24 protein-coding genes are annotated in these 22,878 nt (G+C 69.8%); 14 read left to right on the forward strand and 10 right to left on the reverse strand.

The genetic code is table 11. The features are described from left to right. Positions 1–75: 75 nt before the first annotated feature. Together ACYVOK_RS16250 and ACYVOK_RS16255 are read right to left on the reverse strand one after the other, a co-directional pair. The gene (locus ACYVOK_RS16250) at positions 76–708 is read right to left on the reverse strand and encodes an Rv3235 family protein (protein ID WP_460663255.1); all 633 of its coding nucleotides are present in this window, start codon (positions 706–708) and stop codon (positions 76–78) included. A 1-nt stretch (position 709) separates the two neighbouring features. Continuing rightward, positions 710–1,591, reverse strand: coding sequence for a LysM peptidoglycan-binding domain-containing protein (locus ACYVOK_RS16255; protein ID WP_460663256.1), 882 nt, complete (start codon positions 1,589–1,591; stop codon positions 710–712). Between the two features lie 146 nt (positions 1,592–1,737). Here ACYVOK_RS16255 and ACYVOK_RS16260 point away from each other — a divergent pair, with 146 nt between their 5' ends. Then, entirely contained in the window at positions 1,738–2,283 is a 546-nt protein-coding gene (locus ACYVOK_RS16260; protein ID WP_460663257.1) for a hypothetical protein, read from the forward strand. Between the two features lie 8 nt (positions 2,284–2,291). Here ACYVOK_RS16260 and ACYVOK_RS16265 read toward each other — a convergent pair whose 3' ends face one another. After that, positions 2,292–2,540 carry a helix-turn-helix domain-containing protein gene (locus ACYVOK_RS16265; protein WP_460663258.1) on the reverse strand — a complete coding sequence of 83 codons (249 nt, stop codon included), beginning with the start codon at positions 2,538–2,540 and terminating at the stop codon, positions 2,292–2,294. A gap of 168 nt (positions 2,541–2,708) precedes the next feature. Here ACYVOK_RS16265 and ACYVOK_RS16270 point away from each other — a divergent pair, with 168 nt between their 5' ends. The 5 genes from ACYVOK_RS16270 (at position 2,709) to ACYVOK_RS16290 (ending at position 7,500) form a co-directional block, all read left to right on the forward strand. Further along, entirely contained in the window at positions 2,709–3,371 is a 663-nt protein-coding gene (locus tag ACYVOK_RS16270; protein WP_460663259.1) for an SAF domain-containing protein, read from the forward strand. Then, a complete protein-coding gene (locus ACYVOK_RS16275) occupies positions 3,371–4,630 on the forward strand; it encodes an AAA family ATPase (RefSeq protein ID WP_460663260.1) in 1,260 nt (419 codons plus the stop codon). Before ACYVOK_RS16270 ends, ACYVOK_RS16275 begins: the two co-directional genes overlap by 1 nt. Positions 4,631–4,745: 115 nt before the next feature. Then, a complete protein-coding gene (locus ACYVOK_RS16280) occupies positions 4,746–5,534 on the forward strand; it encodes a DUF4097 family beta strand repeat-containing protein (RefSeq protein ID WP_460663261.1) in 789 nt (262 codons plus the stop codon). A gap of 68 nt (positions 5,535–5,602) precedes the next feature. Beyond that, complete coding sequence (locus ACYVOK_RS16285) at positions 5,603–6,274, forward strand: HAD family hydrolase (RefSeq protein ID WP_460663262.1); 672 nt, start codon at positions 5,603–5,605, stop codon at positions 6,272–6,274. A 5-nt stretch (positions 6,275–6,279) separates the two neighbouring features. Then, entirely contained in the window at positions 6,280–7,500 is a 1,221-nt protein-coding gene (locus ACYVOK_RS16290) for a glycosyltransferase 87 family protein (RefSeq protein WP_460663263.1), read from the forward strand. 16 nt (positions 7,501–7,516) lie between these two features. On the opposite strand, the gene ACYVOK_RS16295 is transcribed toward ACYVOK_RS16290, so the two are convergent. Further along, positions 7,517–8,863, reverse strand: coding sequence for a hypothetical protein (locus ACYVOK_RS16295; RefSeq protein ID WP_460663264.1), 1,347 nt, complete (start codon positions 8,861–8,863; stop codon positions 7,517–7,519). Continuing rightward, complete coding sequence (locus ACYVOK_RS16300) at positions 8,860–9,351, reverse strand: cupredoxin domain-containing protein (RefSeq protein WP_460663265.1); 492 nt, start codon at positions 9,349–9,351, stop codon at positions 8,860–8,862. Before ACYVOK_RS16300 ends, ACYVOK_RS16295 begins: the two co-directional genes overlap by 4 nt. 173 nt (positions 9,352–9,524) lie before the next feature. Between ACYVOK_RS16300 and ACYVOK_RS16305 the strand changes: the two genes are divergently transcribed. The 5 genes from ACYVOK_RS16305 (at position 9,525) to pruA (ending at position 14,960) form a co-directional block, all read left to right on the forward strand. Further along, entirely contained in the window at positions 9,525–11,027 is a 1,503-nt protein-coding gene (locus ACYVOK_RS16305; protein ID WP_460663266.1) for a WS/DGAT/MGAT family O-acyltransferase, read from the forward strand. Beyond that, positions 11,024–11,548 (forward strand): DUF6912 family protein, encoded by a 525-nt coding sequence (locus ACYVOK_RS16310; RefSeq protein WP_460663267.1) that lies wholly within the window; start codon positions 11,024–11,026, stop codon positions 11,546–11,548. Before ACYVOK_RS16305 ends, ACYVOK_RS16310 begins: the two co-directional genes overlap by 4 nt. Positions 11,549–11,564: 16 nt before the next feature. Continuing rightward, positions 11,565–12,488, forward strand: coding sequence for a non-homologous end joining protein Ku (gene ku / locus ACYVOK_RS16315; RefSeq protein ID WP_460663268.1), 924 nt, complete (start codon positions 11,565–11,567; stop codon positions 12,486–12,488). Between the two features lie 22 nt (positions 12,489–12,510). Beyond that, positions 12,511–13,041 carry a VOC family protein gene (locus ACYVOK_RS16320; protein ID WP_460663269.1) on the forward strand — a complete coding sequence of 177 codons (531 nt, stop codon included), beginning with the start codon at positions 12,511–12,513 and terminating at the stop codon, positions 13,039–13,041. A gap of 206 nt (positions 13,042–13,247) precedes the next feature. Then, a complete protein-coding gene (pruA, locus tag ACYVOK_RS16325) occupies positions 13,248–14,960 on the forward strand; it encodes an L-glutamate gamma-semialdehyde dehydrogenase (protein ID WP_460663270.1) in 1,713 nt (570 codons plus the stop codon). A gap of 156 nt (positions 14,961–15,116) precedes the next feature. On the opposite strand, the gene ACYVOK_RS16330 is transcribed toward pruA, so the two are convergent. Beyond that, positions 15,117–16,157: an NAD(P)-dependent alcohol dehydrogenase gene (locus tag ACYVOK_RS16330; protein WP_460663271.1), complete on the reverse strand. Its 1,041-nt coding sequence runs from the start codon at positions 16,155–16,157 to the stop codon at positions 15,117–15,119. A 93-nt stretch (positions 16,158–16,250) separates the two neighbouring features. Between ACYVOK_RS16330 and ACYVOK_RS16335 the strand changes: the two genes are divergently transcribed. Continuing rightward, positions 16,251–16,859: a TetR family transcriptional regulator gene (locus ACYVOK_RS16335; RefSeq protein ID WP_460663272.1), complete on the forward strand. Its 609-nt coding sequence runs from the start codon at positions 16,251–16,253 to the stop codon at positions 16,857–16,859. Positions 16,860–17,040: 181 nt separating this feature from the next. Further along, a complete protein-coding gene (locus ACYVOK_RS16340; protein ID WP_460663273.1) occupies positions 17,041–18,108 on the forward strand; it encodes a hypothetical protein in 1,068 nt (355 codons plus the stop codon). Between the two features lie 13 nt (positions 18,109–18,121). On the opposite strand, the gene ACYVOK_RS16345 is transcribed toward ACYVOK_RS16340, so the two are convergent. The 4 genes from ACYVOK_RS16345 to ACYVOK_RS16360 all read right to left on the reverse strand — a co-directional run bounded on the left by ACYVOK_RS16345 (position 18,122) and on the right by ACYVOK_RS16360 (position 22,182). After that, a complete protein-coding gene (locus ACYVOK_RS16345) occupies positions 18,122–18,319 on the reverse strand; it encodes a hypothetical protein (protein WP_460663274.1) in 198 nt (65 codons plus the stop codon). A gap of 144 nt (positions 18,320–18,463) precedes the next feature. Beyond that, positions 18,464–18,961 carry a DUF2505 domain-containing protein gene (locus ACYVOK_RS16350; RefSeq protein ID WP_460663275.1) on the reverse strand — a complete coding sequence of 166 codons (498 nt, stop codon included), beginning with the start codon at positions 18,959–18,961 and terminating at the stop codon, positions 18,464–18,466. Positions 18,962–18,988: 27 nt separating this feature from the next. Then, a complete protein-coding gene (locus tag ACYVOK_RS16355; protein WP_460663276.1) occupies positions 18,989–21,424 on the reverse strand; it encodes an ATP-binding protein in 2,436 nt (811 codons plus the stop codon). Beyond that, positions 21,382–22,182, reverse strand: coding sequence for a helix-turn-helix domain-containing protein (locus ACYVOK_RS16360; protein ID WP_460663277.1), 801 nt, complete (start codon positions 22,180–22,182; stop codon positions 21,382–21,384). Before ACYVOK_RS16360 ends, ACYVOK_RS16355 begins: the two co-directional genes overlap by 43 nt. 157 nt (positions 22,183–22,339) lie before the next feature. On the opposite strand from ACYVOK_RS16360, the gene ACYVOK_RS16365 reads away from it, so the two are divergent. Continuing rightward, on the forward strand, positions 22,340–22,867 hold the full coding sequence (locus tag ACYVOK_RS16365) for a hypothetical protein (RefSeq protein ID WP_460663278.1): 528 nt from the start codon (positions 22,340–22,342) through the stop codon (positions 22,865–22,867). Positions 22,868–22,878: the final 11 nt, after the last annotated feature.

Below are 22,878 nucleotides of genomic sequence, written 5' to 3' on the forward strand. Positions count from 1 at the left end.
CCCCACCGACAATCCCGGCCGCGGTCCGGGCGGGTGGTGGCTCGGGGGTGGAGCAGGTGTTGGTAGCGGGGCGCGTCAGCCGATTTCCAGGGCGGTGCAGACCCAGCGGTTGCGGCGGACCTCGAGGCGGAAGGCGAGGGCGCGGGAACGGTCGCCGTGGCGGACGTGGGCGGAGACCTCGGCGATGTCCTTGGCCGGCGTGCAGACGCGGACCGAGCGGACGGCGCTGCGTTCCTTGGCGCCGCGGGCGGTCGCTGTGGTCGTCAGGCCCAGGAGGCGCACCCGCCGGTTGAGGTCGGCGAACACCGCTTCATCCGTGAACCGCACCAGCTGCGAGATCGGCCGATCGCCGGCCAGCACCTCCGACACGGCCTGAGCCAGCCGCGCACCCCAAGCCCAAGCGTCCGGCAACCGCGGCCCCGCAAACGAACCCGCTGCCGGCGCCCCAGGAGCGGGGTCGGCGGATGCGATGCCAAGGCGGGCCAAGGCTCTGTGTCGGGTGGTCAGGACGTCGGAGGTGAGGGTGGCGGCGTGGCGGAGGGTGGCTGGGACTGTGTGCTGTGATGGCCGGGCGTCGACAGCGCGGAGTCGAGGGGTTGCCGCCTCGGACGGGTCGGAGTGAGGGCCGGCCTCGGGGAGGGGTGGGACGGCGGCCAGGGTCGGGTTCGTCCGGGGTTGGTGCTGGACCGCGGGCAGGTTCTGGCTCATGTCACTTCTCCTGGTGGGTGGGCGGCACGGTGTTGCCGGTCGCGGCTGCCGGGGTTCGCAGCACCTGGCCGGGAAGGATCAGGTCGGGGTCGGGCCCGATCGACTGGCGGTTGGCGGCGTACCAGGCGGGCCAGCGGACGGCGATGTCCTCGGCGGTCGCGTTCGGGCCGAGTTCGGCGGCCGCGATGCTCCAGAGGGTGTCGCCGGGCTTCACGACGACCCGTGCGGGCACTCGCACCGGCTGACCCGACCGCACGTCGGTGTAGCGAGTCGCCGCCCCCGACGTCGGCCGATCCGGCACACCAACCCGGACCCGAGGCGAGGTAGTGCGCGGCCCCGGTACGACGTCCTGCGGGCGAGCGTCCCGTCGTACGTCCTGCGGGCGAGCGTCCTGCGGGCGGTCAACGCGGGTCTCAGCGGTCGCACCGGTGAGGACGGATGACGGCGGCTCCGTCGTGCGCCACGGCGCATCGCCGGGCTGGACGGTGGAGCGAGGCTCGACCTGGGTCCATGGGCGAAGGGTGCTGCCGTCGCCCGGCGACGCGTGAGCCACGCCGACCGTCAGAGGGGTGACCGCCGCGAGGCCCAAAGCAGACCTCAGCAGCGTGCGGGACGTCTGCGAGGTGATCCGACCGGCGACCGCTGACGCGGCTGCCCCGATCACACCCGGGATCTGCTCCAGGACCGTCGCCATCACCGCCAGCGCGAGCCACCCGTACGCCATCCACGCCACGGTCCCGACTGCGAGCACAGCCATCGAGTCCAGGTCCCGGCGGTTCGCCGCGCCGAACGTACCGGCTGTCATCCAACGCAGACCGAGGCCCAGACCGGCCAGGGCCACCAGCGCCAGCGTGCCCTTCAGTCCCCGGATCGTCGCGTTCATCCCGTTGGCCTCTGATCTATGAGTTTGCTTTGGTTTGCTTCGGCTTGATCACTATAGACCCGTACTACGGTCAGTTCGCAAGTGGAAAGTCACGCAGCGTCGGCTTGCCGCACGGAAGGTGAGCAGGATCCGGTAGGTTCGCCGCCATGCGGTGGGATGCGTTGTTCGCGGATCTGGAGTCGCAGTTCGACGCGCTCCAGGAGGGGGATCTGTACGGCGAGGTCGCGGACCGGATCCGCACCGAGGTCGGCAAGATCACCGTGCTCGACCGGCTCCGCGGTGCTGTCGACACCGTCGTACGCGTGGAACTCACCACCGCGGAGCCCGTCCAGGGGCTGCTCACGCGGGTCGGGAAGGACTGCCTGCTGATCGAGGCCGAGCGCTACGAGGAGTGGCTGATCCCGGTGCACGCGCTGGTCGGGGTCCATCGGCTGGGGCCGTGGGCGGAGCCGGCTGTCGGGGCGGTGGCTGGGAAGCTGGGGCTGGGGCACCTGCTGCGCGGGATCGCGCGGGACCGTTCACCGGTGACGCTGTTCTGCGGCGGCGTACCGGTCACCGGGACGATCGATCGGGTCGGTGCGGACTTTCTGGAGATCGCAGAGCACCCGCTGGATGCGCCGCGGCGGCGGACCGAGGTTTACAACGTGCGCCTGGTGCCGACCCAGGCGCTCTGTGCCGTACGGCGCCGCTAGGACACGACCTACTGGCGCACGTCCTCCGGCTGCTCGGCGTCCTCTCCGAACGGGTGGGTCTCGATGAACTCGCGGGTCTCGGTGTAGAGCCGCTCGATGTACTTCTCCAGCTCGGTCGCCTCGACCCGCCACTGCCCGCGTCCGCCGATCTTGACCGCGGGGATGTCGCCGCGGCGAACCAGGGCGTACACCTGGTTCGCGGAGATGTTCAGCACCTCGGCGACGTCGGCGAGCTGGAGGAATCGCGGAGCCGGCATCCGTTCTGCCCCTTCGGGTAGTGGCTGGTTCTTTCAGTTTGCCACGGTTGGTGGCCGGATGAGCTCGTTTGTCCCCAGCCTGACCCCCTGTGGATAGTCGTTCACACGGAGGTACTCCGGCACGGCAGAATGTCGGCTCCGAGAGCGATCGAGTGACTGGAGTTCGACGTGGTCGACACAGCAGTGCGTGGGACCGGGTTCGGGGCACCGTCCGTCCCGGCCCAGCGCAACCGTCGGGCCCGGTGGAAGGACGGGCGGTTGGTGCTCGGCGTATTGCTCGTCGCCGTCACCGCACTGACCGGCGCCAAACTGCTGTCGGCCGCCGACGACACCACCACGATCTGGGCCGCCAAGCACGACATCCCGGCCGGCCGGAAGCTGACGAACGACGACCTGACCACCGCGCGGGTGCGGTTCACCACCACCGAGGACGCCGAGAGGTACGTCGCCGCGGCCGCCGATCTGAACGGGCTCGTTCTCACCCGGGCTGTCGACGCGGGCGAGTTCGTGCCGCGGGACGCGGCGGTCACCGAGGCGGACAACGAACGCACCGAGTTGCCGCTGTCGATCGCCTCCGGCCGCCTGCCGTCGGACATCGCGGCCGGGGACGAGGTCGACATCTGGGTGGTGCCGAAGGACGCGGACCAGCCGGCGAAGTTGCTGTGGGCAGAGGTTCGGGTGCTTCAGGTCGACGCGGTGAAGGGTGTCGCGGGTGGCTCGGCGCGCAGACAGGTCCTGGTCGGCCTGGCGCGCAAGGACGTGCAACGGTTGCCGGCCACGCTGTCGCTGATGAGCGCGGGCGAGCCGGTCCTGGTCCGGCGGGGCAACTGATGTCGGTACCGGTTCTGCTGGCGGTGACCGGGGCGCCGTGGGAGGCGGACGTCGTACGGCGTGCCGAGCGCGCGCCGGGGATCCGGGTGGTACGGCGATGTGTCGACATCGCCGACGTGATGGCGGCCGCCGCGAGCGGGCAGGCGCGGGCGGTGCTGCTCGCCGACGATCTGCCACGGCTGACGTCCGACGCGGTCGCCGCGCTGCACGCGCGCCGGATCGCGGTGGTCGCACTGGTCGACCCGACCGAGAACGGTGAGCCCTTCGGCACCGAGGACCGGCTCAGCCGGATGGGCATCGAGCGGATCCTCCCGGCGGACGTGAGCCCGGAGGACCTCGGCCGGGCCATCACCGACGCGGTCGAGTCCGGTCCGCCGATGTCCGCGTCGCATTTCGCGGGCGGTTTCGTGCCGATGCCGACCGAGGCGACCGGTCAACCGCAGCCGGTCTATACCCAGGGCAGCGGCCGGATGCTCGCGGTCTGGGGTCCGACAGGCGCGCCTGGACGTACGACGGTCGCCGTCGGGCTGGCATGCGAGCTCGCGGTGAAGGGCGTGCCGACGCTGCTGGCCGACGCCGACGTGTACGGCGGGACCGTCGCGCAACACCTCGGCATGCTCGACGAGACCTCGGGCCTGGCCGCCGCGGCGCGATCGGCGGCGAGTGGTGCGCTCGACCTGGCGATGCTCGCGAAGCATGCGCGGCAGGTCGAGCCGCATCTGCTGGTGCTGACCGGGCTCAGCCGCGCGGATCGCTGGACCGAGTTGCGCCCGGCCGCGATCGAGTCGATCTGGTCGACGGCGCGGATGCTCGCGCCGTGCACGGTCGTGGACGTCGGGTTCTGCATCGAGAGCGACGAGGAGATCTCGTTCGACTCGCTGGCGCCGCGCCGCAACGGCGCGACGCTGGCAACGCTCGAGGAGGCCGACGAGGTGATCGTCGTCGGTACAGCGGACCCGGTCGGGCTGACCCGGTTGATCCGCGCGATCCACGAACTGCGGGCGGTCGTGCCGTCGGTCAGCACCCGGGTCGTGGTGAACCGCCTCCGCTCCGGCTCGCTCGGCAGCTCTCCGTCGGACGCGATCGCGGAGGCGCTCGGCCGGTACGCCGGGGTGGAGGCCGCCGCACTGCTGCCGTTCGACCAGGCCGCGGTCGACGCCGCCATGTCCCACGGCCGCAGCCTCGCCGAGTCCGCCAAGTCCAGCAAGCTCCGCAAATCCCTGCAACAGCTGGCCACGACCATCAGCAAGGAGTTCTGAGCCTGTTCGGGTCGGGGTCAGGGTCGGGTCGGTGGGATGTCGGGGAAAACCCCACCGACAGCGGGCCGGGGATATGTCAGGGTGGTCGGTAGTCAACGCGTCCTGAGGGAGAAGGATGTCCGAGGTCCAGGGTCGGCCGCCGAGCACGTTGAGTACGGAGCGGCGGTACGGGATCGCCATCTCCGTCGCGCTCATTCTCGGCGGGGTGTACTGGGCCCTGACCGGTCTGACCGAGGACACGAAGGTCAGTCATGACAGCTACCCGGTGGTCGGGCAGGCGCTGACGATCGAGGTGCGGTCGGCGGATGTCGAAGTACGGTCCGGGGACGGGTCGGAGATCAGGATCGAGCGGCGGTTCGAGCGCAACATCTTCGGGTCGGACCCGAAGGAGAGCTACGAGGACGGGAAGCTGGAGCTGCGGGACACCGCCTGCGGGTTCCTGTCGTTCGGCTGCGACACGAACTACGTCCTCACCGTGCCGAAGGACGTCAAGGTGACGCTCGAGAGCAGCAGCGGGGACCTGAAGGTGTCCGGGGTGCCGGCCGGCGCGGATCTGAAGTCGAGCTCGGGCAGCATCGAGGTGCACGACGTCGGTGGGGCGCTGCAGATGGAGTCCAGCTCGGGTGATCTCGAGGCGCACGGGCTGACCGCGACGACGGTGAGCACGCAGAGCAGTTCGGGCAGTGTGGATCTCGACTTCGCTACCGCGCCGCAGTCCGTCGAATCGGAGTCCAGCTCGGGTGACGTGACGATCCAGGTCCCGTCCGGGCCGGAGTCGTACAAGCTGGAGACCGACACGTCGTCAGGCGACGAGACCACCAACGTCCGCAGCGACCCGGCTGCCACCCGCACCATCAAGGCCAAGACGTCCTCCGGCGACGTCAAGGTCGAGTACACCCACTGACCATCACGGTCGGTGAGGGGGAGGGTGGTGAGGGTTAGGTCGAGTTTGTGCTGAGTAGGCTTGCGCGCATGTCTTTGGAGCCGGGTGTGCCGCGTGGGTTGCTGGTGGACTGGGGCGGCGTGCTGACCTCCGGGCTGGAGGACGCGCTGCGGCGGTGGGCCGAGCTGGACGGGTTCGACTTCGACTCGTACCTGCAGGCCGTGATGGCGTGGCTGCCGGCCGAGGGCCCTGCCGACGCCGCCGCGGAGGCCGAGCTGAACCCGGTCCACGCGCTCGAGCGCGGCCAGCTCGCCGTACCCGACTTCGAGCGCAAACTCGCCTCGATCCTGGTCCGCCGGGACGGTACGCCGGTGCCCGCGGAAGGGCTGATCGAGCGGATGTTCGCGCATTTCGAGCACCAGCCGGCGATGTCCGCGCTGGTCCGGCGGGCCCGCTCGCACGGGGTCCGGACCGCCCTGCTGTCGAACTCCTGGGGCAACACCTACCCCCGGGACACCTGGGACGGCATGTTCGACGACATCGTCATCTCCGGCGAGGTCGGGCTGCGCAAACCGGAGCCGGAGATCTTCCTGCTGGCCGCCCGGCGGCTGGACCTGAAGCCCGAAGACTGCGTCTTCGTCGACGATCTCGAGCTGAACGTGGAGGGTGCCAGGGCCCTCGGCATGACCGGCATCCTGCACACCTCGTACGACGAGACCCGGCGCGCACTGGAATCCCTGTTCGGAGTCGACCTGACGTGACCGTGATGACCTCCACCACCCCTGCCTCCCGCCCCGCCGTTCCCCGCAGGCTCGTCCTCGGCATCCTCGCCTGCGCCGCGCTGGTCGCGCTCGGCGCCTGGGCCTACGGGCTGTTCGGCGGCATGATCGACCTCCGCGTCTACCGGATGGGCGGCTCGGTGCTGCTCGACGGCGGTTCGCTGTACGACGCCAAGCTGCCAGGGTCCGGGTTGCCGTTCACCTACCCGCCGTTCGCCGCGATCGCGATGGTGCCGCTGGCCGCCGTACCGTGGGGTGTCGCGCTGGTCGTGTGGACCACGATCTCGGTGCTGTGCATCGCGGCGTTGTGGCGGACGAGCCTGCCGAAGACCGCCTGGTCGTTCTTCACCCAGCGCAAGCGCACCGCGTTGCTGGTCGCGCTCACCGCGTTGTCGCTGCTGCTCGAGCCGGTCTGGCAGACGATCCAGTTCGGCCAGATCAACCTGTTGCTGACGGCAATGATCCTGTTGGACCTGGTCCGGCCGGCGAACGCGCGGATGCGTGGCTTCTGGCTCGGTGTGACGATCGGCGTCAAACTCACGCCGCTGCCGTTCCTGGCGCTGCTGGTGGTCACCAAGCAGTGGCTGGCGCTGCGCAACGCCGTACTGGGTCTGCTGGCGACGATGGCGATCGGGTTCGTGGTCGTGCCGAACCAGTCCTGGCGGTACTGGACCGAGGTGATCCTGGACGCCAACCGCGTCGGCGGACTCGCGTACACCGGCAACCAGTCCTTCAACGGCTTCCTGCACCGGCTGGGCGACGAGGCGAATTGGGTGCAGCCGACGTGGTTCGCACTCTCGGCTGTCTTCGGCCTGCTGGTGCTGTGGATGGCGCGTCGGTACTGGCTGGCCGGCGAGCGGGTGACTGCGATCTCCGTGATGGCTCTGGCCGTCCTGTACGCCTCACCGGTCACCTGGAGCCACCACTGGGTCTGGGTCATCCCGCTCGGCGTGAGCCTGATCCGCGCGGTCAACCGGGTGTGGGGTCTCAACCCGGCAGTCGCGACCGGAGTGCTCTTCTACGGCCTGTTCGTGCTGCGTTCGATCTGGTGGGTGCCGTACCGCGACGACCGTGAGCTGGACTGGACCTTCTGGCAGTCCATCCCCGGCAACTCACACCTGATCCTCGGCATGATCGCGTTCATCGTCCTGGCGGTCACCAGCCGCAGTCTCCCCAAACCAGCTCCCGCGACGGCCGATCAACCCTGACAGCGAGCTCAGCACATCAGGAAGAGAACAGGAGCAGCAGGCCGCCGGTGGTGTAGCCGACCATGACGACCAGCAAGGGCAGCTGACCGAGGAGAGCCTTCTGGCGCGGGAAGAGTGCGACGGCACGGTCGTGCGCCGAGATGACACCCAGCAGGTGGCCACACACCACGGCCAGCACCTGGATGACTGCGATCGTCCCGCTGTAGTTGGTGATGCCGGTGTTCACCGCCAGCAGCCCGGTGCCGAAGATGTTCGCGCCGTTGCTGAGCGGGTCACTCAGGTAGATGAGCGTCCGTTGCCCCTCGAGGATCAGCAGGGTCAAGTAGTGCGCGACGACGTACCCAAGGACGATGGGGACGACGGAATGCGCGAACAACCCCGGGAGCGCGCGGCGCGAGCTGTGCGACAGCCGCCCGGCCAGCAGCGTGGCACCTGCGTACGTCACCAGCACGAACAGGATGAACACCGTCAGCGCAACTGTGCCGAGCAGCGTCATCGAGTAGTCGGTGTTCTGCGCCCAGCCGATCCACGCCGACGAGTTCGAGAATCCGTCGTACGCCGTCGAGCCGAGCAGCGCGGCGACCATGCCGACGAGCCCCGGCTGCGGTTCGAGGCCGTCCAGGTTCTCCAGCGGCCGGCGTACCACCAACGCTCCGTCGGTCCGGCGGCCCCACGGTGACAGCCGGGCCATCAGGGACGCGTAGACCTCGAACGGGTCGCCGGTCGAGAACCAGCGGTCGCCGAACAGGATCGCGCCGAACAGCGTGATCACGACGTACAGCGCGATCCAGGCCTGCAGCACCGGGATGGTGGCGCGGTCCGGGGCGACGAGTTCGAGCCAGGTGAAGGCGAAGATGCCCAGTGCGGCCGGCCAGAGACCGAGCCAGGGCGGCAGCTCCAGCAAGCCTCTCGACGGAGGTTGGCGGAGCGCCTTGCAGAGCACCAGGTGGATGGTCCGCAGCGGGTTGAGCGTCCGCCAGACCGGGCCGAGGGCGATCGAGATCGGCACCAGCCCGACCCAGACCAGGATGTAGATGAAGCCGAAGATCGGGTTGGTCAGCCGGTCGACGCCGAACAGCAGCGCGACCATCGCGTACAGGAAGATGGCCAGCCCCGCCAGCCGGACGATCCAGCGGAACCAGCCCGCGTCGACCGTCCGGGTGATTGCGGCGGGCAACGGAGTTCCGGACCCGTCGCCGCGGTACTTCGGGTTCCGCCAGGCCAGGCCGAGGACGACGAACGACAGCGCGATCGCGACCGCCGCACCACCGACGGCCAGCCGGAACGGGATCGGCAGGTCCTGCCGTCCACCGATCCCGTGCAGCGGCAGCAGCAGCGGCGCAAGGGTGAGCTGCACGCTCACGACACGACGAGCTTGGCGACCAGCTTGCCGCTCTCGTGGGTCTCGATCTCGAAGGTGCCCTTCATGTTCGCGGTGAACTTCACCGAGCCGGTCTTGCCCGGCACCAGGTCCAGCTCCTTGTCGTAACCGTGGATGTGCAGCTGGTCCGGCGCGTCGCTGACCGCGGTCACCAGCACGGTCTGGCCGGCCTTCACCTTGATCGTCGAGCCGCTCGGGTTGACCTTGCCGTTGGCAACGGTGACGTTGACGGTCACGTCGGCCTGCTCACCGGAGGGGTCCGCGGTGTTCGACGGAGTGCTGGTGTTCGGCTTGCCCGGCGACGGGGTGGTGGCCGGCAGGTCGGACGGCGTACTGGAGGGAGCGGTCGCCGAGGGGGTGGTGCTCGGACTCGCGCCGCCGTCGGATTCGTTCCCGCAGCCGGCCAGGACGAGCATGGCGAGGGCGGGCAGGAGAGCGGTGGCGGTGCCGCGAGTGAGCGTCGAACGCATCGGTCGGAGGGCCTTTCGAAGGTCTTGTGAAGTTCTCGTGGCGCGGACCGCGCCCTCTTGCCTGACGAACACGATTGGCTCAGTGTTCCCGTTGAGCCAGTGTCGCAGCCCACTGTCGGCGGCGGCCGCTAGGGTGACGGGACAAGCTGATCTCCTGAGAGGAAGGTGACCCGATGCCGGACCGGCTGACGTCGCTGGACCTCACCTTTCTCAAGGCCGAGTCGCCGGCCACCCCGATGCACGTCGGGACGGTCGACATCTTCGAGCCGCCGGTGCACGGTGACGACGGGTTCGACTACGAGAGCCTGGTCGCGCTGATCCGGGACCGGATCGCTTTCGTGCCGCGGTACCGGCAGCGGGTCCAGCAGGTGCCCGGCCGGTTCGCCGGGCCGGTCTGGGTGGACGACGAAGAGTTCGACATCACGTTCCACGTACGGCGCTCGGCCCTGCCCCGGCCGGGCACGCACGCCCAGCTGCTCGAGCTGGTCGCCCGGATCATGTCCCGGCGGCTCGACCGGGCCCGGCCGCTGTGGGAGATGTACCTGGTCGAGGGCCTGCAGGGAGACCGGTTCGCGATCATCTCGAAGTCCCATCAAGCGCTTGTCGACGGCAACAGCACGGTCGACATCGGCCAGGTGGTGCTGGACTCGACCGCGCACCCGCGGGACACGCCGACCGATACCTGGCAGCCGGCCCACCCGCCGTCCGCGCTGGAGTTGCTCGCCGGCGTGTTCGCGGACGCGACCCGGCACCCGACCGCCGTCCTCGAGCTGGCCCGGGCCGAGATGGCCAGCCTGACCGGCTCGACCTCGGTCCGGGAGGTGATCGGCGACGTGGTCGGCTCGCTGGTCGCGCAGCGGCACGCGCAGGAGAGCTCACTGCACGTGAAGACGTCCGGTCAGCGCCGGTTCACGACCGTGCAGACCGACCTGGAGGACTACCGGACCGTCCGGGCCATGCACGGCGGCACGGTGAACGACGTGGTCCTGGCCGTGGTCGCGGGTGCGTTCCGGGCCTGGATGATGACGCGCGGCGAAGGTGTCGGGCCGACCCGGAGTGTGCGGGCGGTGGTCCCGGTCAGCATCCGCGACGACGAGGACGAGGAGCCGACGTCGCTCGGGTCCCGGGTGATCGCCTCGACCGTGAACCTGCCGGTCGGGGAGAACTCCCCGGTCATGCGACTGCACCAGATCTCGTACCAGACCAAGGTGCACAAGGACACCGGCCGTGCGGTCAGCGCCCGCTCGCTGGTCGGCATCGCCGGGTTCGCCCCGACCACGCTGCACGCGCTCGCCGCCCGGGTCGCGACGAGTACGGTCCGGCCGATCGACGACGTGGTGATCACCAACGTGCCCGGACCGCAGTTCCCGCTGTACGCGCAGGGTGCGCCGATGCTCGCGTCGTACCCGGTGGTCCCGCTGATGCCCGGACAGGGGTTGTCCGTCGGCGTCACGTCGTACGACGGGAAGGTGTTCTACGGGCTGAACGCGGACCGCACCGCGATGCCCGACCTGGCCGTTTTCGCCCAGTGTGTGACCGATGCCCTGGACGAGTTGCTCGACACCACGAGGGGCAGCCGGAACCGGGCCTCCCGGGGCCGCAGGAAACCCCGCGGCCAGACCGGGGCGGAGGGGCGGGGACGGAAAAGTGGCGAGACCGAGAAGGCGGATTCATGAGGGTCTACATCCCATCCACGCTGCGGTTGCTCGACGAGGCGAGCCACGCCGGCGAGTTCGGCCCGCCCCCGCTGACGGCGTACGCGGTCACCCCGGCGCTGCGGGAGTGGTATGCCGAGGGTGACGACGAGGAGCTCGAGTACGCCGCGATGGCGCAGGCGGCCCGGGCGTCGGTGGGACTGCTCGCGGCCGATCCGGGTACCGCACGGAGACGGGTGGTCGTCGCCTGCGAGGTGAGCGCGGTCCCGCCCGCGGACGGCGCGGTCGAGCTGGGCGACGCCCGGCTGGAGCTGAATGTGGTGGTGCCGTGGAGCACGGTGGCCGCGGTCCATGTGGACGCGGCCGAGGCGGCGGAGGTGATCGGGACGGCGGCGGACCGGTGGGACGCGGCCCAGAACGGCGACGACGACGCCCTGTTCGCCCTCGATTCGTGCGAGGGTGAAGACCTGATGTGGTACGCGACACAGGAGATCCCCGATCTGCTGGCGGCGGAGGGGCCGCGCGGCGGGCTGAACGGCTGACAGGGAGCTGGTGGCGATGCAGGCGATCTGGAAAGGTGCCATCTCGTTCGGGATGGTGACGATCCCCATCAAGGTGTTCTCGGCGACCGAGGAGAAGGACATCTCGTTCCGCCAGGTGCACGTCGCCGACGGGGGCCGGATCCGCTACAAGCGGGTCTGTTCCGAGTGCGGCGAGGAGGTGCCGTACTCCGACATCGGCAAGGGCTACGAGATGGCCGACGGCCGGATGGTGGTGCTGGAGCCGGAGGACTTCGCCGACCTGCCGCTGTCCAGCAAGAAGGTCATCGACGTCCTGGAGTTCGTGCCCGCCGACCAGGTCGACCCGCTGTACCTGGGCAAGTCCTACTACCTGCAGGCCGACGGCGGTCCGGGTGCCAAGCCGTACGTGCTGCTCCGCGACGCCCTCGACGGCTCCGAGCTGTACGCGCTGGTCAAGGTCGCGCTGCGGTCCCGGGAGAGCCTCGGGCTGCTCCGGACGTTCGAGGACGTGCTCGTGCTGCAGGTGATGATGTGGCCGGACGAGGTCCGGGACGCGTCGTTCGCGGCGCCGTCGGAGGACGTGGAGATCCGCTCGCAGGAGAAGGCGATGGCGGCGTCGTACATCGACACGCTGCGTGGCGAGTTCGACCCGGATCAGTACCACGACGAGTACCGGCAGGCGCTCGAACAGGTGGTCGAGGCGAAGGCGGCCGGCGTACCGCTGCCGGAGGCCGAGGAGGAGGAGCCGGAGGGCGCCGAGGTCGTCGACCTGGTCGCCGCGCTGCGCGCCTCGGTCGAGGCCGCCAAGGCGCGCCGGGCCGGTGGTGGTGACGCGGAGGCTCCCGCCAAGAAGGCCGCGGCGAAGACGCCCGCCAAGAAGGCCGCGCCGGCCAAGAAGGCTGCTGCGAAGAAGACCGCGGCCAAGAAGACGGCCAAGAAGGCCGCGAAGAAGTCCGCATGACCGAGCAGAACGAGCCAACGGCATGAGCGAACACCCCCCAGCCGGCGAACCGGACCTCTCCGCCCCCCGCCCGGCGGAGGCGGCGGGCCTGCCGACGCCGCCGCCGACGCAGACCGAGATCCCGAAGGACGCGTCGGAGATCCGGGCTGATCCGACAACGGTGCCGGTCCGGCCCGGTGCCTACCTGCTCGAACTCATCCCGGTGCCGGTGACGGACATCGACCGGGCGAAGCGGTTCTACTCCGAGCAGTGTGGGTTCCACGTCGACGTGGACGTCTCGCCGGCCGACGGCGTCCGCGTCGTCCAGCTGACCCCGCCCGGTTCGTACTGCTCGATCAGCCTGCTCCAGGGCCTCCCGATGGTCGAGATGGAGCCGGGTTCGCTGCGCGGTCTGCACCTGGTCGTCAAGGACATCGAGGCCGCCCGCCAGGAGTTGATCGGCCGCGGCGTCGACGTCGGCGAAACCGAGGATCTCGGCGGCGTCTACTACGCCTGGTTCGAAGACCCCGACGGCAACACCTGGACCCTCCAACACATGCCCTGGCGCGCGTAGCCTGCCCACCGACGCGCCACCAGCGGGCAACTCCGGTTGCCGCCGGCTCTTGCCGGGCCGGTCGAACTCGAGCTCGCGCGGAGCCCGTTCGAGTGAAACGTATGCTACAAATTGTCCGGGGTGCGATGGTTGCTTGCTGACCGGACCAGTCGGCCTCGTGGTCAGGTTTGTGGTCAGGTTCGTCTCCGGTGGTCAGTCATGGCACCATGCTCGTATCACCAGCGAGGCGCGCCGCCCACCCGTACCGGCGTACCAGCACGATCCACAACCCGATCGAGGAGCACCGCACCATGGATGCCGTCACCGCCGTACCCACGCCCGCCAACGAACCCGTCAAGGGATACGCGCCCGGTTCGTCGGAGCGGGCGAGCCTGGAGGCGAAGCTCAAGGAGTTCAACGCGGCCGGCGGGATCGACCTGACCTGCACCATCGGCGGCGAGCAGCGACTCGGCGGCGGTGCCCCGATCCAGGTGGTCCAGCCGCACAAGCACGCGCACGTGCTCGGCACCCTCGGCAACGCGACCGAGGCCGACGGCAAGGCGGCCGTGGACGCGGCCCTCGCCGCCGCCCCGGCCTGGCGGTCGCTGTCCTTCGACGACCGGGCGGCGATCTTCCTGAAGGCGGCCGACCTGCTGTCCGGCCCGTGGCGCGACACCCTGAACGCGGCGACCATGCTCGGCCAGTCGAAGACCGTGCAGCAGGCCGAGATCGACGCCGCGTGTGAGCTGATCGACTTCCTCCGGTTCAACGTGGCGTTCGCGCGGCAGCTCGTCAGCGACCAGCCGATCTCGTCCCCGGGTGTGTGGAACCGGGTCGACTACCGGCCGCTCGAGGGGTTCGTGTACGCGATCACGCCGTTCAACTTCACCGCGATCGCCGGCAACCTGCCGAGCGCGCCGGCGCTGATGGGCAACACCGTGGTGTGGAAGCCGTCGCCGACGCAGCAGTTCGCCGCGCACTGGACGATGCGGCTGTTCGAGGCCGCCGGGCTGCCGCCCGGGGTGATCAACCTGGTCACCGGTGACGGCATCGAGGTGAGCAAGGCCGCGCTGACCCACCCGGACCTGGCCGGCATCCACTTCACCGGGTCCACGAAGACGTTCCAGTCGCTGTGGTCCACGGTCGGGGCGAACATCGCGTCGTACAAGACCTACCCGCGGCTCGTCGGTGAGACCGGTGGTAAGGACTTCATCCTGGCGCACCCGTCGGCCGACCCGGCGGTGCTGAAGACCGCGATGGTGCGCGGCGCGTTCGAGTACCAGGGGCAGAAGTGCTCGGCCGCTTCGCGCGCGTACGTCGCGCGGTCGGTGTGGGACCGGATCCGGGACGACCTGATCGCCGAGACCGAGTCGCTCACCATGGGCGACGTCACCGATCTGTCGAACTTCATCGGCGCGGTGATCGACGACCGTGCGTTCGCCAAGCACAAGGCCGCGGTCGACCGGGCCCAGCAGCACGACGCGATCGAGGTGCTGGCCGGTGGCACGTACGACGACGGCGAGGGGTACTTCGTCCGGCCGACCCTGCTGCTGTCCGCGGATCCGACCGACGAGATCTTCACCACCGAGTACTTCGGGCCGATCCTCGGGGTGCACGTGTACGACGACGCCGACTACGACACCGTGTTGCGGCAGATGGAGAACGCGGCGCCGTACGCGCTGACCGGTGCGGTGATCGCCCAGGACCGGCAGGCGGTCGCGGCGGCCTCGGACTACCTGCGGTTCGCGGCCGGGAACTTCTACGTCAACGACAAGCCGACCGGCGCGGTCGTCGGGCAGCAGCCGTTCGGCGGCTCCCGCGCATCCGGCACCAACGACAAGGCCGGCTCCATGTGGAACCTGATCCGCTGGGTCAGCCCCCGCTCGATGAAGGAAACCTTCGCCCCACCCACCGACTACCACTACCCCCACCAGGGCTGACGAAAGAACCCAGGTAGGTGGGTGACCACGCACCGACTGCCGCTGCCCCACCAGGGCTGACGGAGCTGACGGGTGGGTGGGTGGTCAGAGAGGGCAGGGTGCCGGGCCGTGCGTGCCGCTGTCCGGCCCGCACGTCATGCCCGGCCAGCTGGCTGTTCAGTCCAGGTCGGACATGTCGAGCACGAAGCGGTAGCGGACGTCGTTTCGCCGGAGGCGGTCGAGTGCCGTGTCCACCTGTGACGACGGGAGTACTTCGATATCGGCGGCGATGCCGTTGTCGGCGCAGAATTGGAGCATCTCGGCTGTCGCCAGGCGGCCTCCGCTGCCCGCGGAACTGAGCTTCTTGCGGCCGATGAGCAGGTCCATGGCCTCGACGGTGACGGGGCCCAGGTGCCCGAGGAGGCTGAGGGTGCCGTCCAACGCCACCAGCTTCAGATACGGGGCGAGGTCGTGAGGCGCGGAGATGGTGTCGATGACGACGTCGAAGCTGTCGCGCGCCGCAGCCAGGTGCTGGGTATCGGTGGAGTCGATGATGTCGTGCGCGCCGAGTTTGCGGGCGTCGTCGCGCTTGGCCTGGGTGCGGCTGATGACGGTCGTGGTGGCGCCGAGTGCCACGGCCATCTTGACCGCGAGGTGGCCCAGGCCGCCGAGCCCCGCCACAGCGACGCGACTGCCAGGCCCCACGCCGAGGTGGCGCAGGGGTTCCCAGACGGTGATGCCGGCGCACATCAGCGGGGCGGCTGCCGCCGGGTCGAGGCCGGCGGGGAGCGGGTAGGCGAAGGTGTCGCGCACGACGTACTCGCGGGAGTAGCCGCCCAGGGTGGTGGACCCATCCTGCCTGTCGGTGCCGCCGTAGGTCAGAGTCGGGACGGAACGGCAGAAATTCTCCTGTCCGGCTTCGCACATGGCGCACACGCCGCAAGAGTCGACGATGTTGCCCACCGCGACGCGGTCGCCGACCGAGAAGGTGGTTACCTCCCGTCCGGTCCCGACCACCACGCCGGTGAATTCGTGACCGGGCACCAGGGGTGCTCTCGTGTGCGGGTCGTAGACGTCCAAGGCGTGCAGGTCGCTGTGGCACACCCCGCAGTAGTCGACCTGCACCGCGATGTCGTCTGAGCGAAGGTCGCGGCGCTCGAGCGACGTGCGCCGCAGTGCCGCCGGGCCGATCGCCTGCCATCCGGTGGTCGTTCGCATACTCACTCCCTCAACAGACTGTTCGGTCTGCTGCAGCGTAGAGGCGATCCCATCCCAAAGCAAACCAACTGTTCTGTTTGGTAGTGTGCGGGCATGCCGGCACAGCCCCAGACCTCGCGAGGCGCCGCGACCTACCAGCGCATCCTGGACGCCGCCACCGAAGAGTTCGCCCAGCACGGCATCGCCGGTGCGCGCATCGAACGCATCGTGACGGCAGCGCGCACCAACAAGGCACAGCTCTACGCCTACTTCGGCGACAAGGAGCGACTTTTCGACGCGATCCTCCTCAGCTCGCTGGAGCGCATCACCAACGTCGTGCCCATCGACGCCGACGATCTCGCGGAGTGGGCCGTTCGGCTCTACGACGAATACCTGCGCCGCCCCGACCTCATCCGGCTGGCGACCTGGACACGACTGGAGCGCCGGCCTGCCGGGCACCTCGTCGAGACTCACCAGCACTACGACGACCGCAAGCTCACGGCCATCGCCGAGGCCCAGGCCGCCGGGCGGGTCCGCGCCGGTGACCCGTTCGACATCATGGCCATGGTCATCGCCATGTCCATGGCCTGGTCACCGGTCAGCAATGTCTATGCGGCCAGCAGCCAGGAACCCGATGACGTACATGACCGGCGCCGCGCCCTGCTCCGCGACTGCGTCCGAAGCGCCATCGCGGCCGGCGGCGGCGACGCCTCCCCCTCATGACCGCCGGCAACACCCCGGGTGACGCTCGCGCACGTTGCCTGGGCTTCGGCCAGGACCGGAGCGCGTAGGTGGTGGGAGTTTCGGTTGACTCCTCCCCGGGGTGGTGCTCGGGGGTGGTCGGGGTTTACCCGGGAATTCGTGGCAGCGGGAGTTCGGACGGGGGTTGAGGCGTTTCCCAGGTATGCATGAGACCGATCTGCACCTGGAGCCCAACGAAGCGTCTGATTTGTGCCGGGTGTTCGGGCCGGACGTCCTGGGCCGCCACGGATGGGACCGGGCGTTCGTCACGGTGCTGGACGAGGCCACGGCCGAGGATGCCCTCGCCCTGCTCGTCCACACCGCCGGCGCACCGCTCGACGAGGACTGGGGCGCGATGCGGATTCAGGCCGACGCCGGGCCGAACGCGGGCAAGACCGAGGACGCCGAGGCCTGCGCCTCACGTGACGGCTACGTCTACCTCGTCGGCTCGCAGTTCGGGAAGAAGGCCGGTCCGCTGGCCGCGAAGCGCTCCTGGATCGCCCGCGTCAGCGAGCAGTCGATCGCCGACTCCCTCGAGCACGGCCGGCCCGCCACGCTGGACGTCGTACGGCTGCGCTTCGGCCTGCACCGGGCGATCAACGACGCCCTGGCCGGCATCGAACTCCTCCCACTGGGCGCGCTGGAACGACAGGCGTACGTCGACGCCACCATCGCGATCGGTCAGCAGAAGGCCAAGCGCTGGGCCGGGACCGTCCACCCGGCGGACCACCCGGTCAACATCGAGGCGGCCGAGTTCCGTGCGGACGGGCGGTTGCTGCTCGGCCTGCGCTACCCGGTGACCGCCGACGGCCACCCGCTGCTGGTGGAACTCGACAACGTCGAGGAGTTGTTCGACGACCCGAACGCCGTACCGCGATGTGGCAAGGTCTGGGTGCTCGGCGACGTCGGCAGTGTGGAGGCGCCGGCCGGACTGCGCGGTCTCGACACCCGAGGCCTCGACCGCTTCGACGCCGTGATCGGTGATCTCGACGCGTCCGGCAAGTCGGCCACCGTGCTCGCGGACCACCCCGAGGGCGCCCGCGCCGCCTCCGAACACGTCCGCTTCGAGTTGCCGTCGGACACCGACGGCGGTGTCGTGAGCGCCAAGGTCGTCCACCACTTCGGCGACATCCGCCGCGTCGAAGGCGTCGCCGTGGATCACGAGGGCCACGCCCATTACGTCATCGACGAGGAAGGCCATGTAGCCCTCCGGACCCTCGTGTTCGACTGACCCCAGGCCGGCGTCAGGCGGTGCGGTGCAGCTGCTGGAGCGGGGGATCGACCAGGAGGGCGGAGCCGCACTGGACGCAGATCCACTCGTCCGGTTCGTCGATCAGGTGATCGGCGGCCTCGATCCGTTCGAACGGCATCACCGTGGCGCAGAAGACGCAGTACTGCGAATCCTCGCCGGCCTGGTCAATCCGCTGACGTTTCCTTCGCACGACGGGATCACCTCCGAAGAGCAGTTCGCCCTTCAGATTGCCACCCGGCCGGAGCCGGTCCCGGTAGCGACACACGAGTCCGCCGCGACGGTCGCCGTACCGGACACACGAGTCCCCCGCGACGGTCGTCGCGGGGGACCGGGATCAGTTGCTGCCGTCGTGCCAGTCGCGGCCGAGTTCGTGCTCCTTCTGCAGGCCGGCCCGGATCGCGTCCACCACGAACGGCTCGATCTTCTTGCCGATCAGCGGGACCGCGACCTTCACGTCGAGGTCGATCGCCTGCACGGCGCCCGACCCGGTGGCGGTGATCGAGGCGGTGCCCTTCAGCGTCACCGGGGTGTTGCTGATCTCTCCGGTGACGTCGGCGTCGCGGGACCCGTCCGGCTTCGCCGGGTGCCAGGTCTCGGTCTGCACGATGGTCAGCGTCTGGCCGACGAACTTCCGCGCGATGTCCGGTACCTGGTCCGACGGCATCTCCCGCTGGACCCTGACGACGGTGTCGTTGCCGGACTCGGTCACCTCGACGGAGTACGCCAGCGCCTTGGTCTTCTGGCACGCCTGCTCGCGGAAGGTGGCGTCGGTGACGATCGCGAACACTTCCTCGGGTGTGGCGTCGTACGACGCCGACAGCTTCAGCTCCATGCCGGACATCATGGCATTACCGCTCGGTCACAACACCAACTCACCGCCGGTCGCGGCCCTAGAGGCCTCCCGGCGGACGGGCCGGGCGGGCTGGGACAGCAGGAGGCGTACGTCGTCGGCGGCGGGCATGCCGTGGGTTGTGAGGATGTCCAGGGCGAGCTGCCAATGTTCACGGGCGTCCGCGGGCCGGTCGAGTTCGGCGTAGGTGCGGCCGAGGCCGGTACGGATGCGGGCTTCGCGGTCCCAGTGCTGGTGGTCGAGGGCGATGTCGAGCCCGGTGAGATAGGCATCGGCGGCCTGCCGGTACCGGGCGAGCTCGTAGTACGCGGTGCCGAGTTCGTCCAGCGCCTCGCCTTCGCTGCCGCGAGTGTCGTGCTCGCGCAGGACCGCCAGACTTTCGGTCAGCACAGGGACCGCCTTCGCCGGCTGGCCGCACTCGCGGAAGGAGGCGCCGGCGCTGACGAGAACCCGGGCCAGGACCGCAGGATGCCGATCGCGCGCCAGTGAGATCGCCTGCTCGAACGCCGCCGCCTGCAGGGCGGGTTCGCCGTTCTTGCCCTGCAGCATTCCGAGGGTGAGGTATGCCCACGGGCTGCACGCCGCGGCCTCACCGTCATGCTCGGCCAGGTCGAGGGCTTCCCGTATGTAGCTGAAGGCCTCGGGAACGCGGCCGGCTCGTTCGAGCATGTGAGCGAGGTTCACCAGTCCGCTGGCCAGGAACGACGGGTTGCCGATCTCGCGAGCCGCGTCGACAGCGTGCGCGAGGTGCTCGGACGCGGCAGGGAAGTCGTCGAGTTCGCCGTACGCGAGGCCGAGATCGAAGTGGACCAGCGCCGCCGCGATCGGATCGGACCGCGCGTCGACCAGACCGGCCGCGATCCGATTGATGTCACGCCACTCCAGCCATCGCTTCCGCGCCGGACCGAAGACGTTCATGCCGACGGCGATCCGTACGGCGTTCAGCCGGTCCTCCGCCGTGCCCTGCGCAGCCCGTCGTACCAGCCGGACCAGTGTTGCCCGTTCGGCGTCGAGCCAGTCGAAGATCTCCTCGAGATCGTCGAGGTCACGAGCCCCGGCTGCCCAGGCGGTGTCCTTCCACTGCGCACTCAGCGGGCCTTCCTGATCCAGTTCGTCGGCTCGCCAGATCATCGCGCGGTAGCAGTCGAGCACGCGTTCCCACACCGCTCGCTCGTCCGCTGCGCTCGCCCCTTCACGGCCGACCGCCCTGACCAGGTCGTGCAGCCGGTACCGGTGCAGCGCCGGTGCCTCCAGGAGGTGTACGTCGACCAGCCGGTCCAGCACGGCCTCCGTCTCGTCGATCGGCAGTTCCAACGCGGCAGCCGCTGCCCGCAGCGGAAAGTCACCCGGCTCGAGCAGTGCCAGCACCGGGAACGCGGCCGCCACGGCGCGATCTTCCGGTACGACGGTCAGATCGTGGATCGACAGCGCGATCGACGCCCGTACGCCGGTCTCACCGTCCGTCAGTTCACCAAGTCGTGTGCTCTCGTCCGCCAGTCGGGCCGCCAACTCGGAGACCGGCCGGCGCGATGGAAGTCGCATGCCCGCAATGCGGATCGCGAGCGGAAGATGGCCGCACCTGTGCACGACTTCCGCGGCGGCGACGGGGTCCGTCTCGACACGCGAAGTGCCGATCACTTCACCCAGTAGTCGCAGACCTTCGTGGTCGGTCAACACATCCAGCCGCAGGTGCTCCGCGCCGGCGAGACCGTCGAGCAGACGACGGCTGGTGACGACCGCGGCCGAGCCAGGTGTCCCAGGGATCAACGGGGTGACCTGGTCGGCGTCCGCGGCGTCGTCGAGCACGACCAGGATCCGCCGACCGGAGACCACCGTCCGGTACCTGGCCGCGGCCAAGTCGAGGTCGTCCGGGATCTCCTGCGGTGGGACGCCGAGAGTGCGCAGCAGGGTCCCCAGTGCGTGCAGTGGAGCGATCGGCTCCGTCGCGCCGCGCAGATTCACGTAGATCCGCCCGTCGGGGAACTCCGCCGCGGTGAGGTGACCGACGTGCAACGCGAGCGTGGTCTTGCCGATACCGCCCATCCCGGTGACGGCCGAGATTACCACGCTCGTCGGTCGTGCCGATCCGGTTGTCCGGGTGAGCAGGCCGGTCAGTCGGCGTACCTGCTGCTCCCGGCCGACGAAGTCGCTGACGCTTGCGGGCAGGCGGTGGGAGTCGTCGGCGCCTGATCGGCGGGCGGCCTGGGCGAGCCGATCGCGGTCGGCCTGGCCGAGGTCCAGGGCCTCGGCCAGGCGGCTGACGGTGAGTGCCCGCGGGTGCCGGCGGCGGCCGATCTCAAGGGTGCGGATCGCTTCCACGCTCAGGCCGGATCGTTCGGCCAACTGCTCCTGCGTCAGCCCCGCGTCGCTTCGGAACTGCCGCAGCAGTTCGTCCACCCCGGTCAAGGCGCGCCCACCAGGCGGCGCCGCTGGGCGTTCAGCCATCCGGCGAGATCGGCAGGTGACCACGAGGGCCGGCCGACCAACCGTGCCGCGGCTCTGCGCAAGGCAGCGGGCAGGCCCTCGCACAACTCGATGACCTCGAGGGTGCCGGCCGGGTCGCGGCGCCAGCGATCGGCACCGCTGATGCGTTGCAGCAGCCGCAGTGCGTCCGGCGTGGGCAGGCCGGTCAGCGCGATGTGGTTGTCAGCGGCAACCTGACCGAAAGGCTCACGGCTGGTGACGATCACCGTGGCATCGGTTGCTCGAGGCACCTGTTCCGCGTCGGTCGCGTCGTCGAGCACCAGCAGAGTCCCGGGCCCGGCGGCCACCCGACCAGTGGATCCGCGAAGGTTCACGAAGAGCTCGCCGCCGGGGAAGTGGACCTGACGGGCGGCATGGACGGCCAAGGCGGTCTTGCCCGATCCGGCCGGGCCGGTGACGACGGTGACTCCCGGCGACTTCAGGGCCTGGAGCAACCGCCGTACCTCGGCGGCCCGTCCCGTGAAGTCCTGGACGTCGGCCGGGAGCTCGCGTGGCACCTGCGTCGCCGCCGTACAGAACGTGGCTCGTTCGGCCCCGGCAAGACCCAGTGCGTCCGCGAGCAGTCGCACCGTCTCAGGGCGTGGGCTGCGCCGGCGGCCGGTCTCGAGGCTGCGAATCGCTTCCATGCCGACGCCGGACCGTTCGGCCAGCGCTGCCTGGGTCAGCTCGGCCTCGCCGCGGAACCGCCGCAGCAACTCCCCGAACGCCCGCTCCCCCATCCGGCCTCCCTGATCGGTTGCACTACGCAACAAACAATCTACCCGGCGTGACGGTCACCGCTGTACCGGTTTGTCCCTGTTCGCCGCGACAGCACCCGGCCACTCTGAGTGATGTCAGGAGCGCGATTGCTCACCGACCGTGTCCCAAGGAGATCTGATGAAGAAGCCGTCCCCACGCCGCGCCGTCGCCGGTACGGCGGGCCTGCTGTTCCTCGCCTCCGGGCTGGCCACCGCGGTCCCGGCCTCGGCCGCGACGACGGCCTGCCCGAAGGAACCCCCGCGCTACTCCTTCGCCAACGTGAAGGTGTCGATCCGGCCGACCAACCTCTACAGCGCCTACATCACCGGGCCCGGCACCATCACCTACAGCGAGACCAAGACCGCGACCGCCAGCGCGAGCATGACCGCCACGGTGGCGGCCGAGGCCGGCGTCGTGTTCGCCAAGGCGAGCGCTTCCCTGGGCGTGACCGTCGGCGCCAGTTACGCGGCCAGCGGCGGGTTCTCCTACACCAAGCCGGTGCCGTCAGGACAGCGCCGCCGGCTGCGGCTGTACCAGCAGTCGCGGTACTTCGTGGTGACGAAGAAGTACTTCAGCACCGGCGCGTGCAAGTGGTACACGTCCTACTCCTCCGCGGCGAACGCCCCGAAGAAGGTCCGTGACGACGAGTGGCGCCTCGAGGCCTGAGCCACCGAATC

It is taken from the genome of Kribbella swartbergensis (genome assembly GCF_054784135.1).

What these genes read in the sequence shown, in the direction of transcription:
- ACYVOK_RS16285 (WP_460663262.1), top strand. Translation starts at nt 5,603, where the DNA reads ATGTCTTTGGAGCCGGGTGTGCCGCGTGGGTTGCTGGTGGACTGGGGC.
- ACYVOK_RS16260 (WP_460663257.1), top strand. Translation starts at nt 1,738, where the DNA reads ATGCGGTGGGATGCGTTGTTCGCGGATCTGGAGTCGCAGTTCGACGCG.
- ACYVOK_RS16300 (WP_460663265.1), bottom strand. Translation starts at nt 9,351, where the DNA reads ATGCGTTCGACGCTCACTCGCGGCACCGCCACCGCTCTCCTGCCCGCC.
- ACYVOK_RS16275 (WP_460663260.1), top strand. Translation starts at nt 3,371, where the DNA reads ATGTCGGTACCGGTTCTGCTGGCGGTGACCGGGGCGCCGTGGGAGGCG.
- ku (WP_460663268.1), top strand. Translation starts at nt 11,565, where the DNA reads ATGCAGGCGATCTGGAAAGGTGCCATCTCGTTCGGGATGGTGACGATC.
- ACYVOK_RS16305 (WP_460663266.1), top strand. Translation starts at nt 9,525, where the DNA reads ATGCCGGACCGGCTGACGTCGCTGGACCTCACCTTTCTCAAGGCCGAG.
- ACYVOK_RS16310 (WP_460663267.1), top strand. Translation starts at nt 11,024, where the DNA reads ATGAGGGTCTACATCCCATCCACGCTGCGGTTGCTCGACGAGGCGAGC.
- ACYVOK_RS16250 (WP_460663255.1), bottom strand. Translation starts at nt 708, where the DNA reads ATGAGCCAGAACCTGCCCGCGGTCCAGCACCAACCCCGGACGAACCCG.
- ACYVOK_RS16355 (WP_460663276.1), bottom strand. Translation starts at nt 21,424, where the DNA reads ATGGCTGAACGCCCAGCGGCGCCGCCTGGTGGGCGCGCCTTGACCGGG.
- ACYVOK_RS16265 (WP_460663258.1), bottom strand. Translation starts at nt 2,540, where the DNA reads ATGCCGGCTCCGCGATTCCTCCAGCTCGCCGACGTCGCCGAGGTGCTG.
- ACYVOK_RS16365 (WP_460663278.1), top strand. Translation starts at nt 22,340, where the DNA reads ATGAAGAAGCCGTCCCCACGCCGCGCCGTCGCCGGTACGGCGGGCCTG.
- ACYVOK_RS16290 (WP_460663263.1), top strand. Translation starts at nt 6,280, where the DNA reads ATGACCTCCACCACCCCTGCCTCCCGCCCCGCCGTTCCCCGCAGGCTC.
- ACYVOK_RS16280 (WP_460663261.1), top strand. Translation starts at nt 4,746, where the DNA reads ATGTCCGAGGTCCAGGGTCGGCCGCCGAGCACGTTGAGTACGGAGCGG.
- ACYVOK_RS16360 (WP_460663277.1), bottom strand. Translation starts at nt 22,182, where the DNA reads ATGGGGGAGCGGGCGTTCGGGGAGTTGCTGCGGCGGTTCCGCGGCGAG.
- ACYVOK_RS16320 (WP_460663269.1), top strand. Translation starts at nt 12,511, where the DNA reads ATGAGCGAACACCCCCCAGCCGGCGAACCGGACCTCTCCGCCCCCCGC.
- ACYVOK_RS16340 (WP_460663273.1), top strand. Translation starts at nt 17,041, where the DNA reads ATGCATGAGACCGATCTGCACCTGGAGCCCAACGAAGCGTCTGATTTG.
- ACYVOK_RS16350 (WP_460663275.1), bottom strand. Translation starts at nt 18,961, where the DNA reads ATGGAGCTGAAGCTGTCGGCGTCGTACGACGCCACACCCGAGGAAGTG.
- pruA (WP_460663270.1), top strand. Translation starts at nt 13,248, where the DNA reads ATGCTCGTATCACCAGCGAGGCGCGCCGCCCACCCGTACCGGCGTACC.
- ACYVOK_RS16330 (WP_460663271.1), bottom strand. Translation starts at nt 16,157, where the DNA reads ATGCGAACGACCACCGGATGGCAGGCGATCGGCCCGGCGGCACTGCGG.
- ACYVOK_RS16255 (WP_460663256.1), bottom strand. Translation starts at nt 1,591, where the DNA reads ATGAACGCGACGATCCGGGGACTGAAGGGCACGCTGGCGCTGGTGGCC.
- ACYVOK_RS16335 (WP_460663272.1), top strand. Translation starts at nt 16,251, where the DNA reads ATGCCGGCACAGCCCCAGACCTCGCGAGGCGCCGCGACCTACCAGCGC.